We start from the raw sequence: 21,790 nt of genomic DNA, 5'->3' as shown, positions 1-21,790 counted from the left end.
AACGCCCTGTTAAGGTGTGAGCAACGCAATACCGAAACTCCCGCATACCACCTTAAACACTAAATGCAACGCATAGTAAAAATGCCACGCGTTGCGAATCACTCTTAAACAGTTTGTTAGTTTTAACTATATTCCGTACGTATATCGATGTTGTGCTTTTTGATATAGCTTACTAAGTTTCGATATGTCGTTAATAAATATGGTCTGTTACCCCAGTTGTTTCCTTCATCTTCGACATTAGGTTCAATAAAGTTGCCATTAGGTGAGATAAACCAGTCACTATTTTCTAAGCAACCTTTCGTATGTTGCCAATCCATTCTAAATATGGCGTCATATGCCATTAAAAATTCACTAATGAGATTATTTAGCTCTTGATGTGATTTAAAACCACCTGATTTTTGAATTGCTAAAGATCTTGATAAATCGAGGACTTCCTCTAAGATTTCACGATCACTACGAATATCTACAGACGTTGAGTCAGCAGTACCTGTTGACTCGATTATTTTTAAAACCTTTTCTTCAAGTTCAGGCCAAAATTTTTCGAAGACCGTATTAAGAATATTGTCTTCCAGTACTGTTGTGGTATTGGCTTTATTTAAGTCAAAAACCAACCTTTTAACATCTGACTTTTCAAACAAAGTGGTTTGAAATTGAGTTAATGGTCCATTGATGTCGGAGTTATCCATGCCAATTAAGATTGGACACACTAAAGATTGGTCTACTTTCTTTGATATTGCACCGGCTTCGAACATTAACCATTGACTATTTAAATTCTCACGAGTTACACAAAAAATCCCCGCCATTGAACCATCAAGTTCAGCGGCTATATCAGATGACCAACGTGTCCCTTTTTCGATATCACTTGGAGTAAAATAAGGTTGTACTGTTTGCAAAACAGTTGGTAGCCACTCTCTAATGGCTTCAGCCACTCTTCTACTTGTATCACCTGACCAACTAATAAATATTTTCATAACTTTCCTATTATTTTAAATGTAGCCGTTGAAACTAACGCCTTGCTAAGGTGTGAGTAACGCAATACAAAAGCTACCGCACAGCGCCTTAATCACCATAAGCCACCGCAAAGTAAAAATGCCACGCGTTACGAATCACTCTTAAGCAATTTGTTAGTACATGCGCTACTTCTATTTATGCGCTCCAAGATATTGAAAACTGGCATGATATGAAAGGCTTTGAACACTGAAGTGAGACGGGCAGCTACAAAACTTTACCGCCATTGAGAAACGTGAGTTGGCTAGAAGAAAAACGCACTGAACTACCCTACATTCACTAGCTTCAAATTAGAAAAGGATTCTTTCCTCGTACTTCAACAGCCACACCAAAAGTAATCAAGGTTCTCTCAAAAGCCACCACGAAAATGAAGAAGCGCCAAAGAAATAGACTAAGAGTTAGAAGCCGTAAACGCTGAAATCAAAGCAAACACTCCGCATATAGTGCCGCCGGAAAGAACGTGAAAGGTACAAACTGAAAGGTGTAAAGACGAGCGTCAAAACAGATAAACACCAAAACTTATGACCTTTGATGTCAAACCAGTACTAACGCCGCATTAAGGTGTGAGCAACGCCACCACAAAACTTAACCATACCACCGTAAACACAAAACCCAACGATGACACTAAAAATGCCAAGCGTTGGGAATCACTCTTAAATGCTTTGTTATGTGCAATTTGCTACTTGATTTCGTATTGAGGTAAACCTTGCCAACCATCAACATGAGAAACAGTTCGATATATTTGATTACCCTTTATTTCATACTGAGGTAACCCTTGCCAACCATCAACATGGGAAACAGTTCGATATATTTGATTACCTTTTATTTCGTACTGAGGTAATCCTTGCCAGCCGTCAACATGGGAAACAGTTCGATATATCTTGTCCCCCTTGATTTCAAACTGAGCTAAACCTTGCCAACCATCAACATGCGAAACTGTACGATAAATCTGTGGCATACATCATTCCTATTTGATTAAACCTAAGAACTATATGGGGATTATGATTTTGATAATCAACCTTGCACATAACGCCTTGTTAAGGTGTGAGGCACGCAATACCTAGTCTCTGCATACCACCTTAACCACTAGAACTAACGCATAGTAAAAATGCCACGCGTGCCGAATCACTCTTGAACAATTTGTTATATAGCCGACTTTCAGGTTAGTGCTTTCTGTCCAATTTGGATTTTGGGCGCAATACCAGCTTTGCGATACAAAGCTAGAGCAGATTCATTGAAAGAATATACCTCTAACCACAGCTCTTCTCCGCCGTTAGAAATAGCCCTTTCTTCAAATGCCTCTATTAGCGCCAGTCCAACACTCTGACTCCTAAAGCGTGAATCCACTACAATCTGTTCAACGCTTGCGATCTTTCGCTGTTTGAGCGTCCAAGACTTACGAACCCATAGCTCACCAAAAGCAAAACCTACTAACTGCCCATTACTTTCGGCTACCAGAAAAATCGAGCTTTCACTTTTGATTATCTTGTGCAGGTCTATTTTTTGTTCAATTTCTTCCGGTGATAAAAAGTCATCAGGTAAATTTGCTTGATGATACTCATTAAGCTGAAACTGTAGTTTCTTGATAACACTGATATCTTCAATGCGAGCTTGGCGAATATTTAACATATATAAATCCTTTTAACTTACCGTCCTCTCGCGGCTACATAACGCCCTGTTAAGGGGTGAGCAACGCAATACCGAAGCCGCTGCATACCGCCTTAAACACTAAAACAAACGCATAGTGAAAATGCCACGCGTTGCGAATCTGCCTTAAACGCTTTGTTATATGCTGAACTCATAATTAAAAGTAACTTGGTATCGAACCATCAAAACCAAAAGAGTCACTTGGGGCATACATGCAATTAGAGCCCTCAATAGCGATGAAACCAAGCCTGCTATAAAACTGGTGATCAATATCGCTATGTAAGAATATGGCTTTACAGTTCTGTTTTGCGAACAAGTCTGCTCTCACAAGATTAACCAAGTTGGAAGCATAACCTTTACCGCGAAGAATTTTAGGTGTAGCGAGAGAACCTATACCAAAGCAACCGTCTTTAAGGTCAAATAAATTATGATAGACAATGAGAGACGATAAAATTTGCTCATTTTCTATTAGCACATACCAAGTTCCAGCTTGATACTTTTTGCTGCTACGACAAGCGGATAAATATTTTTCATAGGAAAGCCCGTCACTCCACGCATCAAAGCCGATTGAGTAAATTGCGTCGAGATCATGAACCTCTGCTTCTCTTAAATGCATCCTTGCGACTTCCTAAATTGACTAAGGCATATAACGCCGCATTAAGGTGTGAGCAGCGCTTGGCTATACTTGAGCGAAGCGAAACTGCCAAGCGTTGCGAATCACTCTTAAATGCTTTGTTATACCTATTTAGCTTAAATATTGCTCTGAAAAACCTTGTACAAACAACAACATCATTTGAACTTGTGATACGTCATATTCGTCATATTGACCATGTGCAGCTTTATTTCGAATGTGAGCAAAACTTGTGACCTGCTTCTGAACCAACTTTGAATATACTTCGTTTTGAGCAAGCTCAGTATTTAAAGGCTCGATTGTCTTAGGTGCGCCATTAGGCTTAACAACAGCAATATCATTTTTCTTACTCAATTCCCGCAGCCCATCTTCCAGAACTGCCCCAATAGTCACTGCTGCGGCATCTTTGTATCCTTCGTTCAGAAGGTGTTCTCCGATTTCTAAGAAATTTGCAAATATCTCGGCTTGTAATAAACCTTTTATGTTGGCGATTAGGTCATTTTCGATGTCGTGTTTAACTGTTAGCGCTACACCATGAACTTGAGATACGTGACCATACCAATTACTGTGAATTACATAGAAATTGTCTATTCCTATAGCCTTAGTGTAATTTTTGTAATGCTGACTATTTTCACCATAGAGCTTTAATATCAGTTGCCCAACTCTAGTTACCCAAGACGTAACTTCAGCTAAATCACTCCCCTCTAGTGAGCTTCTAGCTGTTGATGCATTTTTAACTATTGTCTCTCCAAGCCTGACAATCGAATCCACTTCATTCTTCACAATATTACTGATATTCATTTGATCTCCAGACTATAAATTGTGGTGTAGGTATAACGCCGCGTTAAGTAGTGAGCAACACTACCACTCAAACCTAAACCAAGGCACCGTAAACACAAAACTCAACCAAAACAAAAATGCCACGCGTTGCGAATCTGCCTTAAACGCTTTGTTATGTGCCTTTTAGATTAATGGATTCTAACTCTTTCACTGCTAACTCAATACCTTCTTCAGCAGCCTCTTGCATTAGACGCAAGCCACGACTTACATCTCGAGTTATACCATCTGTACCATGATATAGGCTAAACCCGTAAGTAAACTTTGAATATGAGTGACCCTGATTTATTGCTCGCTCAAAGTAGTAAGACGCTTTACTTAAATCGCGCTCTACGTAATCACCATACAAATAATTTACCCCCATTCGATACGAAGCATCCGCACTACCCAATCTGGATGCTTCTACTTTTTGACTAATGTGCCGTTTGAGAAAATCAGATTCGGACTCGTTAGGCGAGCTAAAACACGAAATTAAGTTAATCGCATCTGAATCTTTAGACTTAACGAATGGAGATAAAAATTTCATAAGAGCTTTGTAGTTACCTTTATCAAGCAACTTTTCAGCCAGTTTTATTTCTTCTTGATTCATAAACTAATTCTGATGATGGCACATAACGCCCAATTAAGTAGTGAGCAACACAATACAAAAGCTACCGCATTGCGCCCTAAACACAAAACTTACCGCAAACCAAAACTGCCACGCGTTGCGAATCTGCTTAAATTGTTTGTTATGCGATTTTTCGGCAATGCTAAATTGGCTTGATAAAACAATACCTTAAACACGAAAAACTACAAACGAGCAGACGACTTTTTGTGATTCAAGAACCAACGGACTCAACATTCCGTAAAACAGCCGCCATAAACGCGGAACGCGGCCTTAAAGCGAAGAATAGGCTTTTACTTACGAGAAACTCAACGAACCGAAATTTCAGCGAGTACCGACTTTCCGTAAACTTGTCCTTTCCACACTTTACGCCCGAAAAACTTTCCCCAACCAAATACAATTTTGAATGAGGCAACATCACAAACTTTGGTATGTTTTACGGTTTGAGTGATTCAAGAATTTGAGACGAAAATGCTGATTTGCCGAAACCGAGAAATGAATGGTTAAAGACAACGAAAATTAAAGAAGCCTTAAAATTTAGCCTTGTCGCATAACGCCCAGTTAAGGGGTGAAGCACGCAATACCTATGCTACTGCATGGCACTTCAACACTAAAACCACCGCATACCAAAAATGCCACGCGTGCTGAATCCCTCTTGAACTGTTTGCTATGTGACAATTAACCAAAGACAATTAAAGCTGCCAGAAACCTAACTCAACACCAGATTGGATAACAATTGCACACATACCATGACCAAGTAATTCCATTGGGGGGACTGCAACTACAGCACCACTCTTTTCGGCAGCATCCACTGCTGAATGAATATCTTCGACAAGAGTATAATGACGAACAACTGGCTCTTCTGTTTCACGTAGTGGCGCTCGAATTCCTATTACACCACCATTCGATAGACTCGCAATACGAGCTCCACCAAGGTTAATATCAACCTCACCGAACTGAACATTGTAAATATCAGCGTAGATATTACAGATCGAATCCACGTCAGGAGTAACAATTTCTAGATACTGGACTTTCATATTTTTTCTCGTAATTGCAGTCACTCAGATAAACTTAATTTTGTCACATAGCGCCCTGTTAAGGTGTGAGCAGCGCAATACCGAAGCCGCCGCATACCACCTTAAACACTAAATTCAACGCATAGTAAAAATGCCACGCGTTGCGAATCACTCTTAAACAGTTTGTTAGGCATTCGCCTCATGGTGTGTAGACAGTTTATGAAGCAGCTCATGCTTGGCTGCTGAAAGCTCAAATATGGTGTCAGTATAGCGACCATTTTCATTAATACCTTTTAGGGCGGCAATTAGCTCGCTTAGGTTAAAATCCAGTTCTTTTGGATTGACTGCATGCTCTGGCGTTAAAAATGGTAGGCAACGTTTCATTAGAACTTCCAAGCCACGTTTCAGGTTTAATTCATCATGCGCCTCTATGCATGAAAATATGGCGCTAAAGCTACTATCCGTAGCATTCTTAAAGCTTTTATTTTTAATTTGAAAGTTAGCTTGAAGATGAAATAAACCAGCAGACAGAACATGCAACCTTTTATCGTTCTCAGAGCTAGCTGAGTCAAACTTCGAACATACCTCTTGAGTAATATGTTTCATAAGCTCAGCTTGAGCGTCTAATACCTTTTGCTCAATATGTTTTTGTAGCAACTCAGACTCTAATTTCACTTTTCGATTGTGGTAAAAAGTAAACAAGATCGGAATCAAAACACCGACGAATGCAACCAAACCAAGTGTAATTGTCATTAGTTGAGAGAAAGATGTCGCATAGAATCCGTTTACTTTCTCTAGTAATTCAATTGAAAATTTATCCAAGTTTCCTCCTGATGCCTAACGCCTTGTTAAGGGGTGAGCAACGCAGTGCCAAAGCCGCTGCATACCACCTTAAACACAAAACTCAACGCATAGTAAAAATGCCACGCGTTGCGAATCCCTCTTGAACAATTTGTTAAATGGTTATTCCTCGTCTGGATCAAATGTGTATTCAGGGTAATAGTTGAGAACATTGTACATTTTAGGTTTACCTCTTACGGTTTGAACCTCAACATCAACAACAAACGCAAGCTCTTGCCAAGGCTTACCTAAAGATGGATCAGGATGTAACATCGCTTCTTTTAGTGCGTTGTTTTCAAAGATAACTTTTAATGCCGATTTTGAAATATCATCGATGATTGCTTTGTTACCCGTATCAGAGTTAGGGTCAAACTTGGTTTGATACCAATACATTACCTTTTTAAGGTGTTTATTCTCTTGGGGAGTATCAATATCTTCAACTAAGCGACCGATGCGGTTTTGAATTGCAGCAGCTTCAGTTGAATTGAGAATGAACTGATTGATAACCTTGCCGCCATCTGAAACATTGATGTTCATTTGCGAACCATGATCTTTAGCAATTGGCTCTACAATTTTGTTCCACTCTTGCAAATCTTGTTTGGTCATCTCTTTAGGAGGTTGATTAGTATTACCCAGTAACCAATTACAAGTATCCTGAACCACACTTGCCCATTGAGCTAACGAACCGCCCTCCCAAATTAACGGAACTATAGGGGCAGCCTGTGAAACTAGCTCTACAACTATTGATCCTTTTCTCACTTCTTTAATGAGCAATTCAGAACCAACATCTGTTAATGCATCGGTCTCTGACTCCACAAATTTGTGGAACTGCTTGTTGAACGATAACAAAGACAAAGAAAGGTCTTCTAGTCCGACAGGGAGCCTATTATCAATTGTTATCTCTAACTTTTTCGAAAAGTCTATTTCAATTATATTCGACATTGTTTCCTAACCATTTAACGCCGCATTAAGGTGTGAGCAACGCAACCACGAAACTTAACCATAACATCGTAAACACCGCACTCAAAGATGGAATGAAAAATGCCAAGCGTTGGGAATCACTCTTAAATGCTTTGTTATGTTTATTCTTGTAGCATTTTGTCAAATAGCTCTGTTAATAAATCACAAAAAACATTGATACAGTGTTCTGAGAAGCCCGAATGGATTAGCACTTTGTTATTTTGAGCCAATGACAAAAATTCGTTCCCCTTGATATAACCGCGTAATTCTTTATTCCCTGTTTTGACCATACCATCTGCGTGCACGACACAGTTTCTTAATTGCTGAATTTTCGTAAATTCTACCCAAGCAGGATATTTACTTGGAAAGTCGACCAGTGCTACTTTTTCAAGGTACTTTCGACACTGGTCAATAATACCATTTGAATCAAGGTCTTTTATCTTCACAGGGTTTTCTAGTTCACGTTCATAAGCTTGACAGATTTGCTGAAATTGATGCTCTAAAACAGTATAGATAGTGATTAACTCTGCTCGCCTTTGAATTGATGGAAATTCAAATTTCAGCTCTTGAAATTGATCAGCCATTTCTTCTAGATACTCAGCCCGCTCATAAGATTCCATACTTTCAGCTAGTTTTTCTACCTCAGTCTTAAAGGCTTTAGCCTCTGACTCTAAGAACTCGTCGACTTTTCTCGCATGCTCCTTATACGTGTCGTACTGCATGTAAAAGCTTGATCTAAATAGCGGAAATCTAAAATCATTTAAAATATTCAAACTTTACTCCTATAAACATAACGCCGCATTAAGGTGTGAGCGGCGCTTGGCTATACTTGAGCGAAGCGAAACTGCCAAGCGTAGCGAATCACTCTTAAATGCTTTGTTATACCATTTGATATACGACCAACTCTTTGATTCCATTGATTTCTATAATTCTCTCATCACGTTCTAATTCACCTATTGCAACGTCTGCATAATGGAGCATTCGGTGATGATTAGCACATAGTATTACAACATTTTCCTCATGCTGCCCACCTCCTTCCGACAATGGTTTTAGATGATGGGCTTCCGAATAATGCTCTCCGTTGCTTTTTACAAATGAAAACTGACAAGACTTAATTTGACACTTGTTTTGGTATTTAGCTTTTAGCTTCTTGACGATACCTTGATAACGTTTTATCTGCTTACGCTTAACTTCAACAGTTTCATTTTCCAAACCTAGATCCGAGATTAACTCAAGAGAGTTGACGCTGTTTAAATCGACTTCATCACCAAACACAGAGGCACGATCAATACGGCTAAGGTTTTCACTAGACTTTGCAATCGAGAGTAAACTTTCTAAGTACTGGCTTCCATTCGGTGTAAGCTCCCAAAGCCTAGTTGATTCACTGGATAAGTATCCTTCTTGAACTAGGTGCTGTCGCACAAACGCAAATTCATTACGCCATCGCAGTTCATTTCGACTTGAAAGAGTTTCCAAGTCAGAATCGATATAATTGAGCCACGAGTTTTCATCAATACAGTCTAAGACTTCCTTTTTGGTCGCAGAACCACTTAGAAGCCTCAATGCATACAAAATCAGAAAACGACTTTGTTCTTCTCTTTTCATCTAATACCTAACTTCCCAAAAATGGTATAACGCCTTGTTAAGGTGTGAGGCACGCAATACCTAAGCTTCCGCATACCACCTTAACCACTAGAACTAACGCATAGTAAAAATGCCACGCGTGCCGAATCACTCTTGAACAATTTGTTATGTAGCCGACTTTCAGGTTAGTGCTTTCTGTCCAATTTGGATCTTGGGCTCAATACCAGCTTTGCGATACAAAGCTAGAGCTGATTCATTGAAAGAATATACTTCTAACCACAGCTCTTCTCCGCCGTTAGAAATAGCCCGTTCCTCAAATGCCTCTATTAGCGCCACTCCAACACCTTGACTCCTAAAGCATGAATCCACAACAATCTGTTCAACGTTTGCGATCTTTCGCTCTTTGAGAGTCCAAGACTTACGAACCCATAGCTCACCAAAAACAAAACCTACTAACTGCCCTTTGCTTTCGGCTACCAGAAAAATCGAGCTTTCACTTTTGATTATCTTGTGTAGGTCTATTTTTTGTTCAATTTCTTCCGGTGATAAAAAGTCATCAGGTAAATTTGCTTGATGATACTCATTAAGCTGAAACTGTAGTTTCTTGATAACACTGATATCTTCAATACGAGCTTGCCGAATATTTAACATATATAAATCCTTTTAACTTACCGTCCTCTCGCGGCTACATAACGCCCAATTAAGGTGTGAAGCACGCTACCACGACACTTAATTTGAACACCGTAAACACTGAACTTAACCCAAACCAAAAATGCCAAGCGTGCTGAATCACTCTTAAATTGTTTGTTAGTTTTCTTGTGGCCCACTGATTGAAACGTACTTAGCAACAATTGTAATTAGTACCATCCCTATAACGAGAAATATTGCTTTATCTATATACGCTTGAATGGGCTCTACCTCGGCAGACATCGATAGTGCAATCAGACCAGTAAACCCCAACAAGGCAAACAGAATTGTTAACCTCAGAGTTACACCGAAAGCAATTAGAGCAATTGTAGTCCCAGGTATAGTCATTTGACTTACTAAGAGAGAAGCTATTGATGCCGTGTCAATCAACAAAACAAAGACTAAAATGAGCCAGAACGCTATCTTAGCCACTGTTGAAGTAAACTCAAATTTCATTATTTAACATCCCTTTAAAACTAACGCCGCGTTAAGGGGTGAATGCCGCCTAGACCAACCTTCCGCAGACCACTTTCACCACTAAAACTCACTGCATACCAAAAATGCCACGCGGCATGAATCCCACTTGAACGCTTTGTTATGTGCGTGCTATTTGGTTGCACTGTTTAGCTGCAGTAAATCCCATTTATTGCCGTAAAGGTCTTGGAATACCACTACAGTTCCGTACTCTTCAGCTCGGGGCTCTTCATTAAAAACAACACCGTTTAACTTCATTAACTCGTAGTCTCGCCAAAAGTCATTAGTTTGCAGGAACAAGAAAACACGACCACCTGTTTGATTCCCCACAGCTTGGGATTGTTTTGGAGTACTCGCTTGAGCCAGCAGCAAGTTCGTTCCATTGGAATTCGGAGGTGAAACTTGAACCCAACGTTTACCGCCCCCTAGGTCAGTATCTTCAACTAGCGTGAATTGAAGTTTTTTAGTGTAGAACTCGATCGCATCATCGTAATTTTCGACGACTAGAGAAATACACCCGATTTGCTGTTGAACAGATTTAGACATGCTGATTTCCAGTGTATAAAAACGCAGATTCTACACGATCTTGTCGTTTTTCGAGAAAGCACATAACGCCCAATTAAGGGGTGAACAACGCCCCCACCCAACCTAAAGCATTGTGCCATAAACACTAAATTTGAAGTAGAAGCAAAAATGCCAAGCGTTGAGAATCCCTCTTAAATTGCTTGTTATAAAACTTTTAAGCGCACTACTTTAACGAGTTCCCATCCCACAAATGCTCAGGATCAGGTAAAAAAGTAACACCACAACCTATACCGTTAGGATTGTAATTTTGAACAGATACCAACCAACCACCGGGAACTTTTGTTCTATATGACTTCTGAACACCACCAACATTTTTCAGTGTTTCCCAATCTAGAGTTGCTTCTCCGCGTACTCTTTTGAAACGCAATTGTTCTGCATTATATTTTTTTGTTTCGGACCAGAGTTTTAATGCTTTGTCTTTTGTGTGAGCTTTAGTGCTTTCACATACAACAGCGAAACCATCCTGCTGTAATCCTCTGATTTGATCACCAGCGTAATCGTCAACGATATCTACCGCAATTGAGATATCATCTTTTTCTAAAATAATGTATTCATTCACGTCATTTCTCACCTAGTTTTATAACGCCGCATTAAGGTGTGAGCGGCGCTTGGCTATACTTGAGCGAAGCGAAAACGCCAAGCGTTGCGAATCACTCTTAAATGCTTTGTTAGGTTTATTACCCACTCTGAACCGAATCATTTATTGACTTAATATCTTCTAAAAAACTCTCGTGGAAAGATTTATCAAAGATGTCATTTAAACGGCATTCACCTTTTCCAAAACCCCAAAGGAATAACTCAACCCCTGCTATCGTAGGCTCACACATTAAAAAAATTAAATCATCTTGCAGCTTTAACTGCCTATTGTTCAGGTATTGCTGCAAATGGTCAGGTGGTCCAAACCCCCAAGAATCCGAAATGAGACCATCAGCACTCAAACCTTGGAATATATGACTCAGTAACTGGGGGTTGTCCCATTCTTGTTGAGTAAACTCCATCGCTTCAGCATATTCTTGTAATGGCATTGCAATTTGGCCCTTTCTACGACCAGCATTGTTATTCAGTGACTCTTCGCCAATATCACAAGTTTTGGCGATTGCGGAATAGATAATATAATGACTTCTTAACTGATATGATGACAAATTATCCAACTGTCGAGCAATCCTTGCACCTCGATCATCTCGACCTATTTCAGTCCTTGATGATGCTAATACACCACCAAAGTACTCAATAGCCAACTTATCCGATGAGTAAGATCCCTCGTTAATTATTGTTTTCAGGACTTTCGGAGGAACTGAGCCATTCTCAGAAATATCAGCTCCTAACTTATCTTCTGCACTTTTGAAAATTCGACCCACGTTTTCAATTCGTTTAGCAGTGAACACTTTAAGTTCACCACCAAGATAATCCGCTGTAGGTCCTAATAATTTAGAAAGCCCATCCTTACCTAGATAAGCCGCTATTGCACCTATACCTATTGTTGTAACTGGTTCTGGCATATTTTATCCTTACAAACCTAACGCCCTGTTAAGGTGTGAGCAACGCAATACCGATGCCGCCGCATACCACCTTAATCACTTAAACCAACGCATGGTAAAAATGCCACGCGTTGCGAATCACTCTTGAACAGTTTGTTATAAGCGTGGTTTAAGCATGTGCACGAACTGTTCGTCCTGCCCTGTAACCTCAAAGCCAAACCTTTTGTAAAGTTGCCCTACTCGGTTTCCTTGTAAGCAGCAAAGCTTTATCGGTAACGACTTTTGTTCAGCAAGCTCAATGACAGCTTTTAATACTTGGCTACCAATTCCTTTACCCTGATGTTCTGGTAATAGGAAAAAGCGACCAAAGTACAAATGCTCAGAATGGCACTGCACCAAGTAACTACCCACTGCGACTCCATCGACTTCGATGATGGTTGGCTTTTCTTCGACCCACTCATTGTGATGAATTTCTCTTTGAACACTTTCGTCCCAACCAAATACAGCTTTGATTGGTTCAAATTCTGCTGATTTCTTAAGTTCGAATAGGAACTCATAGTCACTATTTTCAGCTTTACGGGTTTCGTACACCTAACTCTCCAAACCTACAACTACGGATAGCTTATAACGCCCAGTTAAGGGGTGAAGCACGCAATACCGATGTTTCTGCATGGCACTTCAACACTAAAACCAACGCATACCAAAAATGCCACGCGTGCTGAATCCCTCTTGAACTGTTTGTTAGCCGAACACTCTAAACACAACAACCCAAGCCAATTTACAAAGTAATTATACCTTGTACAATTTGCCTCTTTTCTGGACTTAACCCAAACCAATGAGCACTAAACCCGACCGAATAACCGCAATGCAGCGAATCATAGACCAAGCTAAACGTGAACTACCTCTCTATGAAAGTGATACGTTTGTTTGTGGCACTGAAGGCAATTGTATTGGTTGCCCAAAGAAATCGATGGAACTCGTTGACTCGGAGCTGTCATATTGGGAGCACACCATATCACGAGGAATTAACCCAAACTTTGATGACATTCGCCGATTTGGAAAACTCTGCACCAACGTTAAAAGAGGATTAGTGCGCAACAATATATTGTAGGTTTGCTCGTGTCGGCTAACGCCGCATTAAGGGGTGAACAACGCCACCACCAAACCTAAACCATAGTGCCGTAAACACTAAAGCCGATTCAAACCAAAACTGCCTAGCGTTGTGAATCCTTCTTGAATGCTTTGTTAGTTGCCAAACCTAACGCTTTGATTTGAAGTTAATTACCGCTTTGCCAACACTGTTTTTACGTGCCAAATCAGGCACAGTTTCAAAGCGCCTGTCACTGAAACCACCTGGAACTCAAAACGCCGTAGAAAACGAACTGACAACACCAAAAAGACCTTTTGGAGAAACAGTGCCACAAAGCTGACTTTCAACAAGTGAATCGGCTTCTGAAACAGAAAGTCCGACCACAAAAAACCAAAGCCTGATTTGCTCAAACCTAAAAGACTAAAATTTGGAATACAAAACCGAGCCAAAAACACACGGACATTAGCCCTAAATATTCTGTTTTAGCTGCGTTTTCCTCGTTGGCAACTAACGCCGCATTAAGGTGTGAACAACGCGGCCACTGAATTAAACCATGCCACCGTAAACACTGTCCTCAACGATAGAATGAAAAATGCCAAGCGTTGAGAATCACTCTTAAATGCTTTGTTAAATTACTATACCCACCCTTCCTCTTTGAGTATTAAGCCAACCTTTTCATTATATACCGATAAGGAATCATCATCTGTTGTCATAACGGGCAACTCTCTATTGTTCTCCAAGAAGAATATTATGTCTGAGATATGTTCAAATGAAAGCTCATACCATTCCCCCCTTACGCATAAATCTTTATAATTATTGTGAAGAAATTTTTCTAAATATACGATTTCTCTAGCGTATAAGTCTTCAAGTTCTGGTTCACAATACAAAACTAATTTTAATTCAAAGGGACAACCAGTTTGGTGAGTACTCAATCGTTTAGATATATTATTTGTAATTCCGATTTTGAAATAATTAGTTTCAGCACACCGAATAACATATAAATACCTAGGGGCATCATCATCTCTAATGAAAGATTCAAATTTTTCCAATCCGATCTCAAGTTCTGATGGAGATAGATCCGAGTAATCAAAAGGGTCTGGCATTTCGATCAGGTTATCATCCGTAAAATTTATTGATTTGTACATATCTCAACTTGTAATTTAACGCTCTGTTAAGGTGTGAGCAACGCAATACCGAAGCTCCTGCATACCGCCTTAAACACAAAAGCCAACGCATAGTAAAAATGCCACGCGTTGCGAATCACTCTTAAACAGTTTGTTATAACCACATGTTCTCACGGACTTCATAGTGGCTAACATGACGATCTGGATTCAATTTGTACTTTTCATCCTCTGGATACAATTTGGCGACACTGATGTCTTCACCAGAAAATGCTTTGATACAATCAAGATCTTCCCAATAGGTCAACAACGTAATTTCAGCAACATCGCCTAAATCTCGATTTAGAATTTGAGCACCGAGGAAACCTTGTGTACTGGATGTATCTTTGATTCCTGTTTCATACAGGTATGCAATAAACCCTTCTTCATACTCTTTAGGGCAAGTAGCTTTCCATTCCCTTGCTATCATAAATACTCCATTTTATGCCGTGGTTATAACGCCCAATTAAGGTGTGAACCACGCTACCACAATACTCAATATGGACGCCATAAACACTGAACTTGACCCAAACCAAAAATGCCAAGCGTGGTGAATCACTCTTAAATTGTTTGTTATAACCCGGCTACATCGTAACCAGAGTCGAAAAACCTTTGCACCATTTTGTTTTTATACTGTGTACTTTCTCCCCAATCAAACTCAATGTAATTCAACTCTGATCCCAAAACTTCCTTAGGAACTAGAAACTCAATATTACGTCTGATTAGAGAAGCTATTAGATACTCGTATGGTGTAGTATCTTCGTTGTAATTCACCGCAAACAGTCCCCAGCACTGATTGATTAAGGGATCTATAACTTTGTAAATGAAGTTTGCTGATTCTAAGGCGCAATCTTTACCCCTAGGGTCTGCGAAGTGCTGTATGCAATTACGCAAATTACCAAAGCTCTTAAACGCTTCAAGGTCGTTAATCTTGATTCCAGTAGTAGCCCATAACCTTTCAGGTAAGTCAGAATACTGAATAGTTTTAGCTTTCTCGACTAAATGTTCAAAACTCAATGTATCGGACTTCACTTGCGTCGAGCGAGGAAGTTGTTCAAATATTAATAGGGGGTGCTCCTGCGCAATTCGAGCTTTTATTAGGATTTCAGCTGCGTGAGCAGCCTGTAGAACTGATAATTGCGCCCATTTATCGTTTTCAAAACTATAGTAATTGGCGTGCCAGTTAGCATGAGCCAACGCACCTAACCCTAGTTCTAGCATATTTTCAGGGGCATTTTTTAATTCTGGATTCATAACTTTTCCATAGGGTTATAACGCCGCATTAAGGTGTGAGCAACGCTACCACGAAACCTAGCCACACCACCGTAAACACAAAACCCAACGATGGAATAAAAAATGCCAAGCGTTGGGAATCACTCTTAAATGCTTTGTTATACATTACAGACTTCCTGCTTTGATATGAGATTTCAGTTCATTTATGCTTATCGATTTTGTCTTAACACCTAGAATTTCAAAAATAACCTGAGCTCTACTTCTTAATCTAGCATCATCAGAAACAAAGTAATCACAAATATAAGCATGCTCTAAATGCTGTCTATCCCTGTAAGAACTTGCAATTTTGTTCTTGTTAGAAAACTTTACATGCTCCGTTTCGAAGTTTACAAAATCGAATAGATCACTTAAATTCTCAATCGTGTCCCTATAATCGTCAACTTTACCAATATTACCAGAGTGAACAAACTTTCCAATGCTCGTATTGTAAAATTGAGAAACTATTTTATCGTAACCTGTAAGATCTTTCTTTTCCTTACCCTTAAAGTAACCTACCAAATCGCTAGATATTGTTTCACTCAACTCCCTACCTTTTCTCAATTCTGGATAAAAATGAAAGTGTTGAATGACATCGTTCATTATTTTTGATTCATACAGCTTTGTTAATTTTGAATATTTTTAACTCTACCAATAGTATCTTCTATTTTTTCATATACATAACAAAGCCCCTCATCCATATAACCAACCATATTTCCGTTAGTTATCAATTGCAAATCGGACAAAAACGAGTTTAAGAAAAGTGGATTACTGTTTACAGCATCTTCGATTAAAAAGGAGCTATAAACAAAACCAACCTCAGATTTAGATATACACTCTCTTACTTTCCGGTCTGCCGCTAACACTTGAACTGCGTTTGTATCTAGGTATACTGATTTCCCATTAAAATTTGATTTATTGAACTTAATATTTTCCTTATTAATTACAGAATGACTATCAAAGAACTCATCCTGAATGTTTGCCGTCCCATAATTCAATAACTTAATTTTGAAATCAACTATTATCTTATTAAGCTCAACAAGATAACTTCTATATTCTTTAATCCATGTTGCACCAAGCTTTCTAACAAATAGCTTTTCATGATCATATAACGTTCCGGAAAGCGCAAAGTCATTATTAATTATTACATCAAACTCTTTTGATATATGACCAATCAGCTCTCTGTAATTTTAATTCAATTGCTTAACTGAATTATAAATTTCACTCCAAGCACTAACTACTAGGTAGTAATCTACATTTGAATTTTCTCGGTCACCTTTAAGAGAATCTTCCAGTTCACATACAAGAGCGAAATCTTGGGAACTTTGAATCTGACTAAGTGACTCTAAATCATCAAAATGCTCCATTAGCTTATTGTAGAGTATCCTTGCGATTGCCTTTTCAACTAATTCACTCATGAATTACCTCATTTGTATAACGCCGCATTAAGGTGTGAGCGACGTTTGGCTATACTTGAGCGAAGCGAAACTGCCAAGCGTTGCGAATCACTCTTAAATGCTTTGTTATGTGCGATTTCGAGCTAACCACATAGCTTTAAGCTTATCTACGGATATTGCCGGCTTTGTTTTATGAAGCATAGCATGGCAATTTGGACAAACAGGCTTTAAGTCTTTGACTGGGTCAACAATATACGCCTCACCAATATGCGCGAGGTCTACTTCATGGTGCACATGAATATAGCCAGTCCCCAAGTCACCGTAGTTTTCATGGAAATCGAAGTTACATACATAACAACTATTCCCATAGTGTTCTATACACTGAGTTCTTGCTTTCGGATTACGCTCGTAGGCATTTACTGTAATTTGCTTTTTGGCACCTTCTGTTAGCACTTCATTATCAATCTCCTCAGGGTATGAGATACCTTGAGAATCAATTTGATATTTTTCTGAAAGTTCATCAACAAGTGCTTGAGTTTGTACCTGCTTGCCATGATCAAGAGCATTGTAATACGCCACATGAGATGCAACGACCTCCAGAGCTTGTCGCAGCTTTTGGATACCAAAGTCGCTATAGATTTTCTCTAGGTAAACTCTCGTACCTTTGAGGTTCATTGTGCGCTTATATACAAAACCGTCCATGATATAACGATAGTTTTGAATATAGTCTTGGGCAGAGCCTTTTCCCATGATCTTATTTTTGACAGCAAGCTCTACCGCTTCCTTTCGAGATAGTCGGTCTTCGTAAACTTCACGCGCTAAATCATAGACTTGAAGTACTGATTCTTCGGTAATTTTCAAATTTTCCTCCTAGCACATAACGCCCAATTAAGGTGTGAGCCACGCTAGCACGACACTCAATTTGAACACCGTAAACACTTAACTAAACCCAAACAAAAAATGCCAAGCGTGGCGAATCACTCTTAAATTGTTTGTTATATTTTTTATGCCCACACGTTCGCAGTTGCAGCGTCAAATAGAGTTACTTTGCACTTAAACTTATCTTTAATTCTTTCGATATGCTTTCTGTCATCCTCACTGTATACGCCAATATAAACGCTAAAAAGTTTGTTACCAGATCGTCTGCCTTGTTTTGCTGCGATGTTTATAGCATCAATTATATGGTAATCATACTTACCAAAGTTAAATCCGAAGGTGACTAACGATCCTTGAATTTCACACAATGAGTCATAGCAGAATGTTAAATATCGGTTATGAAGGATATGCTCAAGTTTTTCTTCACCATTACCCGAAGCTACAAACACAGGATAGTGACCATGATCTATCCTACGTTTGATGTTTTCAAGCAAGTACTTTGTACCAGTGTATTCTTCTTTAATAATGTGCACACCTTCATCAAAGATAGGTAATGCTCCATGGAGATAATAAATATTTTGATTGCTTTTATTATTGCCCCACCTAAGCTCCGAGTATTCAGGTTCATCGTCATAACCACCATCATCCTCACGGTCTCGTCCAAAACCATCTATTGCATTTTTAGCACCTTTCCGCATAAGAACCCAATAAAGCAATAAGTCATAGTTAGTACTGAATACTGAACCATCATTATTGGTGAAAAATGATAGGAACTCGGAGCATTTATCTATTTGGGATTCTTGCAACTTAAAAACATGTTCAGGGTGTAATGATTCAACTGCATCAATTAAGCTTTCTTTTAACCGTTCACTAGCGGTTTCAACTTTGTCTAACAAGTCCTTATCTGAACCAAATGCCTCAATAAGCTCACAGAAATTGTCGAGTTGCTGCATCACCAACTCGAAGTTCTTAGTTTTCACTATGTCAAAAAGCGAAGTTATCAATGGATCTTCTTGTTTTTCAATAAATTGATGCAATGCGTTGTAAGAGAAAATTTTGTGGTTATAAGCCATACTAAAGCCATTGCCCAGCAGTAAATGAGCGGTTCGTTCTTTTTTTCTTAAGTATTCTTTAACTTCATTATATGTTTTTAGTTTACTACCCATCCTGACCTCTCAATAAAAATATAACGCCGCGTTAAGTAGTGAGCAACGTTACCACCTAACTTAAACTATTGTGCCGTAAACACTTAAGCTGAATTGAACTAAAAATGCCACGCGTTGCGAATCTGCCTTAAACGCTTTGTTATGCGTAATACATGCTTAAGGCAATTACTCGTCTAGCCATGCAGAAGAGAACAAAAATATTGACCCTATAAGAAGGACCCCTGCCCCCCACGTCACCCCAGCACCAGTTAAAACCGTCCCCGTAAATGTATTCAACAAATCATCTCCACTGCGAGCATATAATTCCCTAGCATTAATAAATATTGTTTGTATTCTTATAGACTCTCCAGAAAACAAAATAATAAGTGCTAAACCACACAATTTAATTAGAGTGTATCGATAGTTAAACACACCATATATAGAAAGAGCAGAAAGAAACAATGCTATGAACGATACATAGCCAAACACATTAAACCCTGAAATATTACCTGCTATTGGGGCAACAGCAAAAGGGCAATACAATCCAAAAAGAATTAATAAAGCACCAAATAAAACCGCACATAACTGCTTATTCACAATTTATTTACTCCTAAACCCAAATAAGTCCATTATGAGCGCTAAACGAAATATTTTTTATGTCATAACTGATAAATGCGATATGTTTCAATAAATTGATTGTAAAACCCTTTTATTGCGCATAACGCCGCATTAAGGTGTGAGCAACGCAACCACCAAGACTAAACCATTGCACCGTAAACACAAAACCCAACGATGGAATAAAAAATGCCAAGCGTTGGGAATCACTCTTAAATGCTTTGTTATAACGAAGCTTCTTAGTGCGCTTGTGGCTTAACTAACCCGTTTACTGAACCTTTCTATGTTTAACGAAGGCAACAACCAAAGCCACTAACGCCAGTAGCTGAAAAAGCCAAAATAAAGGAATGACCCCAAATGGCTCAACTAAGAAGCCATTCTCATCTACGTATGAACCGATGGTGTTATAAGCAATTAAACACAAAATACCGCTGATACAGAAAAGAACGCTTATTTTATACTTACGGAGAAATTTCATCGGAGCCTCAATATTTGAATATCTAACAATGTTAGACATTTTGTAAGAGTACATGGTTCACCCCAATAATCATGATTGGACAGACAAGTTATAACGCCCAATTAAGGTGTGAAGCACGCTACCACTACACTTGATTGGACCACCGTAAACACTTAACTAGACCCAAACCAAAAATGCCAAGCGTGCTGAATCACTCTTAAATTGTTTGTTAAAGGTCAGTTTTCGCCTCTTCCAGAGCCTGTTTTTGAATATTTTCTAGAACTTCCTCAGTTAACCCATACTTTGCAGCGACACTCATTGTGATAGGGTTTAGGATGTCCTCGACTTGGTTGAACAACTCTACTGATTTTTCCAATCCTGTAATCATCTTATTACGCCCAGACTCGTTCATAAAATCCATAGCCTTAGCTTGGAAATAGCTATGAGCTAAGAAGTTACGTTCCTTGAGAGCCTTAGCCAACAACGATTCTGTAGTCGATTGAAGTACATTTAAAGATTTTAGGTGTCCTATTAGCCTACCCATCGTCTTATCACTAACTTCCTGATCAAAGCTATCAAACTTAGCCTCCCACTCCTCTTGGGTGTGTTTAGACTTTGCCTCTCTTTCGTATAAATCACAAAAGATGAGCAACTGAATAATTGATTGTTCCACACATTGCGCACGATACATCGCTAAACCGTAATATGCGTAAACTTCTTTACAATGTTCTGATTTGTCCATACTGACCTTTAACGCCGCGTTAAGGGGTGCAGGCACGCAATACAAAAGCTACCGCATAGCGCCTTAAACACTGAACCCAACGCATACTAAAAATGCCACGCGTGCCAAATCCCTCTTAAACGCTTTGTTAGCTGTGTTTTACAACACTAGCTTTGCTCCCAACATACCAAGTACTGCGATAGCTACCATCGTAAACCAAAGGTAAATCATAAAAGATAGGTATAACGAAAATAAACCTCTCACAGCTTTATCTATGTTTGCACCTTCATCGTGCTGTAAGAAGTACGCTAGTTCTGCTGTAGGTATTGATCCAGCAAAGCTCTTAAATTTGAGCTTTACCATCATCAAGCCCATTGAGACTGGAAGACTAGATACTAGTAAAATGATTCCCACCGAAATCCAGACATTCTCAGGGGATTCATTACCTAAAACTACTGCTGCCCCGATCAACACTAAAAGCATTCCCAGAAAGCCCTTAAAAGATGACAACAATGAGTCTCTTGTTTTTATATACAGCCAGAATAGCGGCTTATCGAATTTTCTCATTTTTTCCTCAAACAGCTAACGCCCTGTTAAGGTGTGAGCAACGCAATACGAAAGCCTCCGCACACCACCTAAATCACTAAAATCAACGCATGGTAAAAATGCCACGCGTTGCGAATCACTCTTAAACAGTTTGTTAGCATGT

Annotated in this window: 30 protein-coding genes; 2 read left to right on the top strand and 28 right to left on the bottom strand. The window is 39.2% G+C overall.

The annotated features are described in order from the left end of the window. Positions 1-122 precede the first annotated feature (122 nt). The 17 genes from L3V32_RS24300 to L3V32_RS24175 all read right to left on the bottom strand — a co-directional run bounded on the left by L3V32_RS24300 (position 123) and on the right by L3V32_RS24175 (position 12,942). A complete protein-coding gene (locus L3V32_RS24300) occupies positions 123-971 on the bottom strand; it encodes a TIR domain-containing protein (RefSeq protein ID WP_086591475.1) in 849 nt (282 codons plus the stop codon). 716 nt (positions 972-1,687) lie between these two features. Continuing rightward, positions 1,688-1,966 carry a hypothetical protein gene (locus L3V32_RS24290; RefSeq protein ID WP_074050628.1) on the bottom strand — a complete coding sequence of 93 codons (279 nt, stop codon included), beginning with the start codon at positions 1,964-1,966 and terminating at the stop codon, positions 1,688-1,690. 200 nt (positions 1,967-2,166) lie between these two features. After that, complete coding sequence (locus tag L3V32_RS24280) at positions 2,167-2,637, bottom strand: GNAT family N-acetyltransferase (protein WP_237285452.1); 471 nt, start codon at positions 2,635-2,637, stop codon at positions 2,167-2,169. A gap of 175 nt (positions 2,638-2,812) precedes the next feature. Next, positions 2,813-3,271: a GNAT family N-acetyltransferase gene (locus tag L3V32_RS24270; RefSeq protein WP_237285451.1), complete on the bottom strand. Its 459-nt coding sequence runs from the start codon at positions 3,269-3,271 to the stop codon at positions 2,813-2,815. A 129-nt stretch (positions 3,272-3,400) separates the two neighbouring features. Then, the gene (locus L3V32_RS24265) at positions 3,401-4,087 is read right to left on the bottom strand and encodes a hypothetical protein (protein WP_237285450.1); all 687 of its coding nucleotides are present in this window, start codon (positions 4,085-4,087) and stop codon (positions 3,401-3,403) included. Between the two features lie 151 nt (positions 4,088-4,238). After that, complete coding sequence (locus tag L3V32_RS24260) at positions 4,239-4,712, bottom strand: tetratricopeptide repeat protein (protein WP_237285449.1); 474 nt, start codon at positions 4,710-4,712, stop codon at positions 4,239-4,241. Between the two features lie 707 nt (positions 4,713-5,419). Further along, positions 5,420-5,764, bottom strand: a complete 345-nt coding sequence (locus tag L3V32_RS24250; protein ID WP_237285448.1) for a VOC family protein — start codon at positions 5,762-5,764, stop codon at positions 5,420-5,422. 165 nt (positions 5,765-5,929) lie between these two features. After that, positions 5,930-6,565 carry a hypothetical protein gene (locus tag L3V32_RS24240; RefSeq protein WP_140138476.1) on the bottom strand — a complete coding sequence of 212 codons (636 nt, stop codon included), beginning with the start codon at positions 6,563-6,565 and terminating at the stop codon, positions 5,930-5,932. Between the two features lie 141 nt (positions 6,566-6,706). Further along, positions 6,707-7,525 (bottom strand): hypothetical protein, encoded by an 819-nt coding sequence (locus L3V32_RS24230; RefSeq protein ID WP_237285447.1) that lies wholly within the window; start codon positions 7,523-7,525, stop codon positions 6,707-6,709. A gap of 140 nt (positions 7,526-7,665) precedes the next feature. Then, the gene (locus L3V32_RS24225) at positions 7,666-8,316 is read right to left on the bottom strand and encodes a hypothetical protein (protein WP_237285445.1); all 651 of its coding nucleotides are present in this window, start codon (positions 8,314-8,316) and stop codon (positions 7,666-7,668) included. A 106-nt stretch (positions 8,317-8,422) separates the two neighbouring features. Further along, the gene (locus tag L3V32_RS24220; protein ID WP_237285443.1) at positions 8,423-9,148 is read right to left on the bottom strand and encodes a winged helix-turn-helix domain-containing protein; all 726 of its coding nucleotides are present in this window, start codon (positions 9,146-9,148) and stop codon (positions 8,423-8,425) included. Positions 9,149-9,307: 159 nt separating this feature from the next. Further along, positions 9,308-9,778: a GNAT family N-acetyltransferase gene (locus tag L3V32_RS24210; protein WP_005377057.1), complete on the bottom strand. Its 471-nt coding sequence runs from the start codon at positions 9,776-9,778 to the stop codon at positions 9,308-9,310. A 156-nt stretch (positions 9,779-9,934) separates the two neighbouring features. Continuing rightward, on the bottom strand, positions 9,935-10,270 hold the full coding sequence (locus L3V32_RS24205; RefSeq protein ID WP_237285442.1) for a hypothetical protein: 336 nt from the start codon (positions 10,268-10,270) through the stop codon (positions 9,935-9,937). Positions 10,271-10,420: 150 nt separating this feature from the next. After that, positions 10,421-10,834 (bottom strand): VOC family protein, encoded by a 414-nt coding sequence (locus L3V32_RS24195; protein WP_237285441.1) that lies wholly within the window; start codon positions 10,832-10,834, stop codon positions 10,421-10,423. Positions 10,835-11,036: 202 nt separating this feature from the next. Further along, positions 11,037-11,432 (bottom strand): hypothetical protein, encoded by a 396-nt coding sequence (locus L3V32_RS24190; protein ID WP_237285440.1) that lies wholly within the window; start codon positions 11,430-11,432, stop codon positions 11,037-11,039. Between the two features lie 118 nt (positions 11,433-11,550). After that, on the bottom strand, positions 11,551-12,372 hold the full coding sequence (locus tag L3V32_RS24185) for a hypothetical protein (protein WP_237285439.1): 822 nt from the start codon (positions 12,370-12,372) through the stop codon (positions 11,551-11,553). 135 nt (positions 12,373-12,507) lie between these two features. Then, positions 12,508-12,942, bottom strand: a complete 435-nt coding sequence (locus L3V32_RS24175; protein WP_025510766.1) for a GNAT family N-acetyltransferase — start codon at positions 12,940-12,942, stop codon at positions 12,508-12,510. A 244-nt stretch (positions 12,943-13,186) separates the two neighbouring features. Here L3V32_RS24175 and L3V32_RS24165 point away from each other — a divergent pair, with 244 nt between their 5' ends. Then, the gene (locus L3V32_RS24165; RefSeq protein WP_237285438.1) at positions 13,187-13,462 is read left to right on the top strand and encodes a hypothetical protein; all 276 of its coding nucleotides are present in this window, start codon (positions 13,187-13,189) and stop codon (positions 13,460-13,462) included. A 614-nt stretch (positions 13,463-14,076) separates the two neighbouring features. On the opposite strand, the gene L3V32_RS24160 is transcribed toward L3V32_RS24165, so the two are convergent. From L3V32_RS24160 to L3V32_RS24145, 3 genes are all read right to left on the bottom strand, one after another. Continuing rightward, positions 14,077-14,586: a GIY-YIG nuclease family protein gene (locus L3V32_RS24160; RefSeq protein WP_237285437.1), complete on the bottom strand. Its 510-nt coding sequence runs from the start codon at positions 14,584-14,586 to the stop codon at positions 14,077-14,079. Between the two features lie 133 nt (positions 14,587-14,719). Beyond that, positions 14,720-15,031 carry an antibiotic biosynthesis monooxygenase gene (locus L3V32_RS24150; protein ID WP_237285436.1) on the bottom strand — a complete coding sequence of 104 codons (312 nt, stop codon included), beginning with the start codon at positions 15,029-15,031 and terminating at the stop codon, positions 14,720-14,722. A gap of 143 nt (positions 15,032-15,174) precedes the next feature. Then, positions 15,175-15,855, bottom strand: a complete 681-nt coding sequence (locus L3V32_RS24145; RefSeq protein WP_222706870.1) for a hypothetical protein — start codon at positions 15,853-15,855, stop codon at positions 15,175-15,177. A 377-nt stretch (positions 15,856-16,232) separates the two neighbouring features. Between L3V32_RS24145 and L3V32_RS26350 the strand changes: the two genes are divergently transcribed. Beyond that, on the top strand, positions 16,233-16,355 hold the full coding sequence (locus L3V32_RS26350; RefSeq protein ID WP_374270497.1) for a hypothetical protein: 123 nt from the start codon (positions 16,233-16,235) through the stop codon (positions 16,353-16,355). A 141-nt stretch (positions 16,356-16,496) separates the two neighbouring features. On the opposite strand, the gene L3V32_RS24135 is transcribed toward L3V32_RS26350, so the two are convergent. The 8 genes from L3V32_RS24135 to L3V32_RS24100 form a co-directional block, all read right to left on the bottom strand. After that, complete coding sequence (locus tag L3V32_RS24135) at positions 16,497-16,736, bottom strand: hypothetical protein (RefSeq protein WP_237285433.1); 240 nt, start codon at positions 16,734-16,736, stop codon at positions 16,497-16,499. A 324-nt stretch (positions 16,737-17,060) separates the two neighbouring features. Continuing rightward, positions 17,061-17,288, bottom strand: a complete 228-nt coding sequence (locus L3V32_RS24130) for a hypothetical protein (RefSeq protein ID WP_237285431.1) — start codon at positions 17,286-17,288, stop codon at positions 17,061-17,063. A 105-nt stretch (positions 17,289-17,393) separates the two neighbouring features. Then, entirely contained in the window at positions 17,394-18,128 is a 735-nt protein-coding gene (locus L3V32_RS26270; protein ID WP_308191692.1) for an HNH endonuclease, read from the bottom strand. A 143-nt stretch (positions 18,129-18,271) separates the two neighbouring features. Further along, positions 18,272-19,309: a DUF4917 family protein gene (locus L3V32_RS24120; RefSeq protein WP_039562507.1), complete on the bottom strand. Its 1,038-nt coding sequence runs from the start codon at positions 19,307-19,309 to the stop codon at positions 18,272-18,274. Positions 19,310-19,474: 165 nt separating this feature from the next. After that, the gene (locus tag L3V32_RS24115) at positions 19,475-19,885 is read right to left on the bottom strand and encodes a hypothetical protein (RefSeq protein ID WP_237285429.1); all 411 of its coding nucleotides are present in this window, start codon (positions 19,883-19,885) and stop codon (positions 19,475-19,477) included. Between the two features lie 286 nt (positions 19,886-20,171). Further along, positions 20,172-20,381 carry a DUF3955 domain-containing protein gene (locus L3V32_RS24110; protein ID WP_237285427.1) on the bottom strand — a complete coding sequence of 70 codons (210 nt, stop codon included), beginning with the start codon at positions 20,379-20,381 and terminating at the stop codon, positions 20,172-20,174. A gap of 208 nt (positions 20,382-20,589) precedes the next feature. Further along, positions 20,590-21,102 (bottom strand): hypothetical protein, encoded by a 513-nt coding sequence (locus tag L3V32_RS24105; protein WP_237285425.1) that lies wholly within the window; start codon positions 21,100-21,102, stop codon positions 20,590-20,592. A 138-nt stretch (positions 21,103-21,240) separates the two neighbouring features. Further along, positions 21,241-21,648, bottom strand: coding sequence for a hypothetical protein (locus L3V32_RS24100; protein ID WP_025558190.1), 408 nt, complete (start codon positions 21,646-21,648; stop codon positions 21,241-21,243). Positions 21,649-21,790: the final 142 nt, after the last annotated feature.

The organism is Vibrio sp. J2-4 (assembly GCF_021728155.1).
Taxonomy (GTDB): domain Bacteria; phylum Pseudomonadota; class Gammaproteobacteria; order Enterobacterales; family Vibrionaceae; genus Vibrio; species Vibrio diabolicus.
This window is presented reverse-complemented; position numbering and strand designations above follow the sequence as displayed.

Bases quoted from the DNA above. Each gene is read 5' to 3' on its own strand.
- L3V32_RS24300 (WP_086591475.1), bottom strand. From the start codon at position 971: ATGAAAATATTTATTAGTTGGTCAGGTGATACAAGTAGAAGAGTGGCT.
- L3V32_RS24290 (WP_074050628.1), bottom strand. From the start codon at position 1,966: ATGCCACAGATTTATCGTACAGTTTCGCATGTTGATGGTTGGCAAGGT.
- L3V32_RS24280 (WP_237285452.1), bottom strand. From the start codon at position 2,637: ATGTTAAATATTCGCCAAGCTCGCATTGAAGATATCAGTGTTATCAAG.
- L3V32_RS24270 (WP_237285451.1), bottom strand. From the start codon at position 3,271: ATGCATTTAAGAGAAGCAGAGGTTCATGATCTCGACGCAATTTACTCA.
- L3V32_RS24265 (WP_237285450.1), bottom strand. From the start codon at position 4,087: ATGAATATCAGTAATATTGTGAAGAATGAAGTGGATTCGATTGTCAGG.
- L3V32_RS24260 (WP_237285449.1), bottom strand. From the start codon at position 4,712: ATGAATCAAGAAGAAATAAAACTGGCTGAAAAGTTGCTTGATAAAGGT.
- L3V32_RS24250 (WP_237285448.1), bottom strand. From the start codon at position 5,764: ATGAAAGTCCAGTATCTAGAAATTGTTACTCCTGACGTGGATTCGATC.
- L3V32_RS24230 (WP_237285447.1), bottom strand. From the start codon at position 7,525: ATGTCGAATATAATTGAAATAGACTTTTCGAAAAAGTTAGAGATAACA.
- L3V32_RS24220 (WP_237285443.1), bottom strand. From the start codon at position 9,148: ATGAAAAGAGAAGAACAAAGTCGTTTTCTGATTTTGTATGCATTGAGG.
- L3V32_RS24210 (WP_005377057.1), bottom strand. From the start codon at position 9,778: ATGTTAAATATTCGGCAAGCTCGTATTGAAGATATCAGTGTTATCAAG.
- L3V32_RS24205 (WP_237285442.1), bottom strand. From the start codon at position 10,270: ATGAAATTTGAGTTTACTTCAACAGTGGCTAAGATAGCGTTCTGGCTC.
- L3V32_RS24195 (WP_237285441.1), bottom strand. From the start codon at position 10,834: ATGTCTAAATCTGTTCAACAGCAAATCGGGTGTATTTCTCTAGTCGTC.
- L3V32_RS24185 (WP_237285439.1), bottom strand. From the start codon at position 12,372: ATGCCAGAACCAGTTACAACAATAGGTATAGGTGCAATAGCGGCTTAT.
- L3V32_RS24165 (WP_237285438.1), top strand. From the start codon at position 13,187: ATGAGCACTAAACCCGACCGAATAACCGCAATGCAGCGAATCATAGAC.
- L3V32_RS24160 (WP_237285437.1), bottom strand. From the start codon at position 14,586: ATGTACAAATCAATAAATTTTACGGATGATAACCTGATCGAAATGCCA.
- L3V32_RS24150 (WP_237285436.1), bottom strand. From the start codon at position 15,031: ATGATAGCAAGGGAATGGAAAGCTACTTGCCCTAAAGAGTATGAAGAA.
- L3V32_RS24145 (WP_222706870.1), bottom strand. From the start codon at position 15,855: ATGAATCCAGAATTAAAAAATGCCCCTGAAAATATGCTAGAACTAGGG.
- L3V32_RS24130 (WP_237285431.1), bottom strand. From the start codon at position 17,288: ATGAGTGAATTAGTTGAAAAGGCAATCGCAAGGATACTCTACAATAAG.
- L3V32_RS24120 (WP_039562507.1), bottom strand. From the start codon at position 19,309: ATGGGTAGTAAACTAAAAACATATAATGAAGTTAAAGAATACTTAAGA.
- L3V32_RS24110 (WP_237285427.1), bottom strand. From the start codon at position 20,381: ATGAAATTTCTCCGTAAGTATAAAATAAGCGTTCTTTTCTGTATCAGC.
- L3V32_RS24105 (WP_237285425.1), bottom strand. From the start codon at position 21,102: ATGGACAAATCAGAACATTGTAAAGAAGTTTACGCATATTACGGTTTA.
- L3V32_RS24100 (WP_025558190.1), bottom strand. From the start codon at position 21,648: ATGAGAAAATTCGATAAGCCGCTATTCTGGCTGTATATAAAAACAAGA.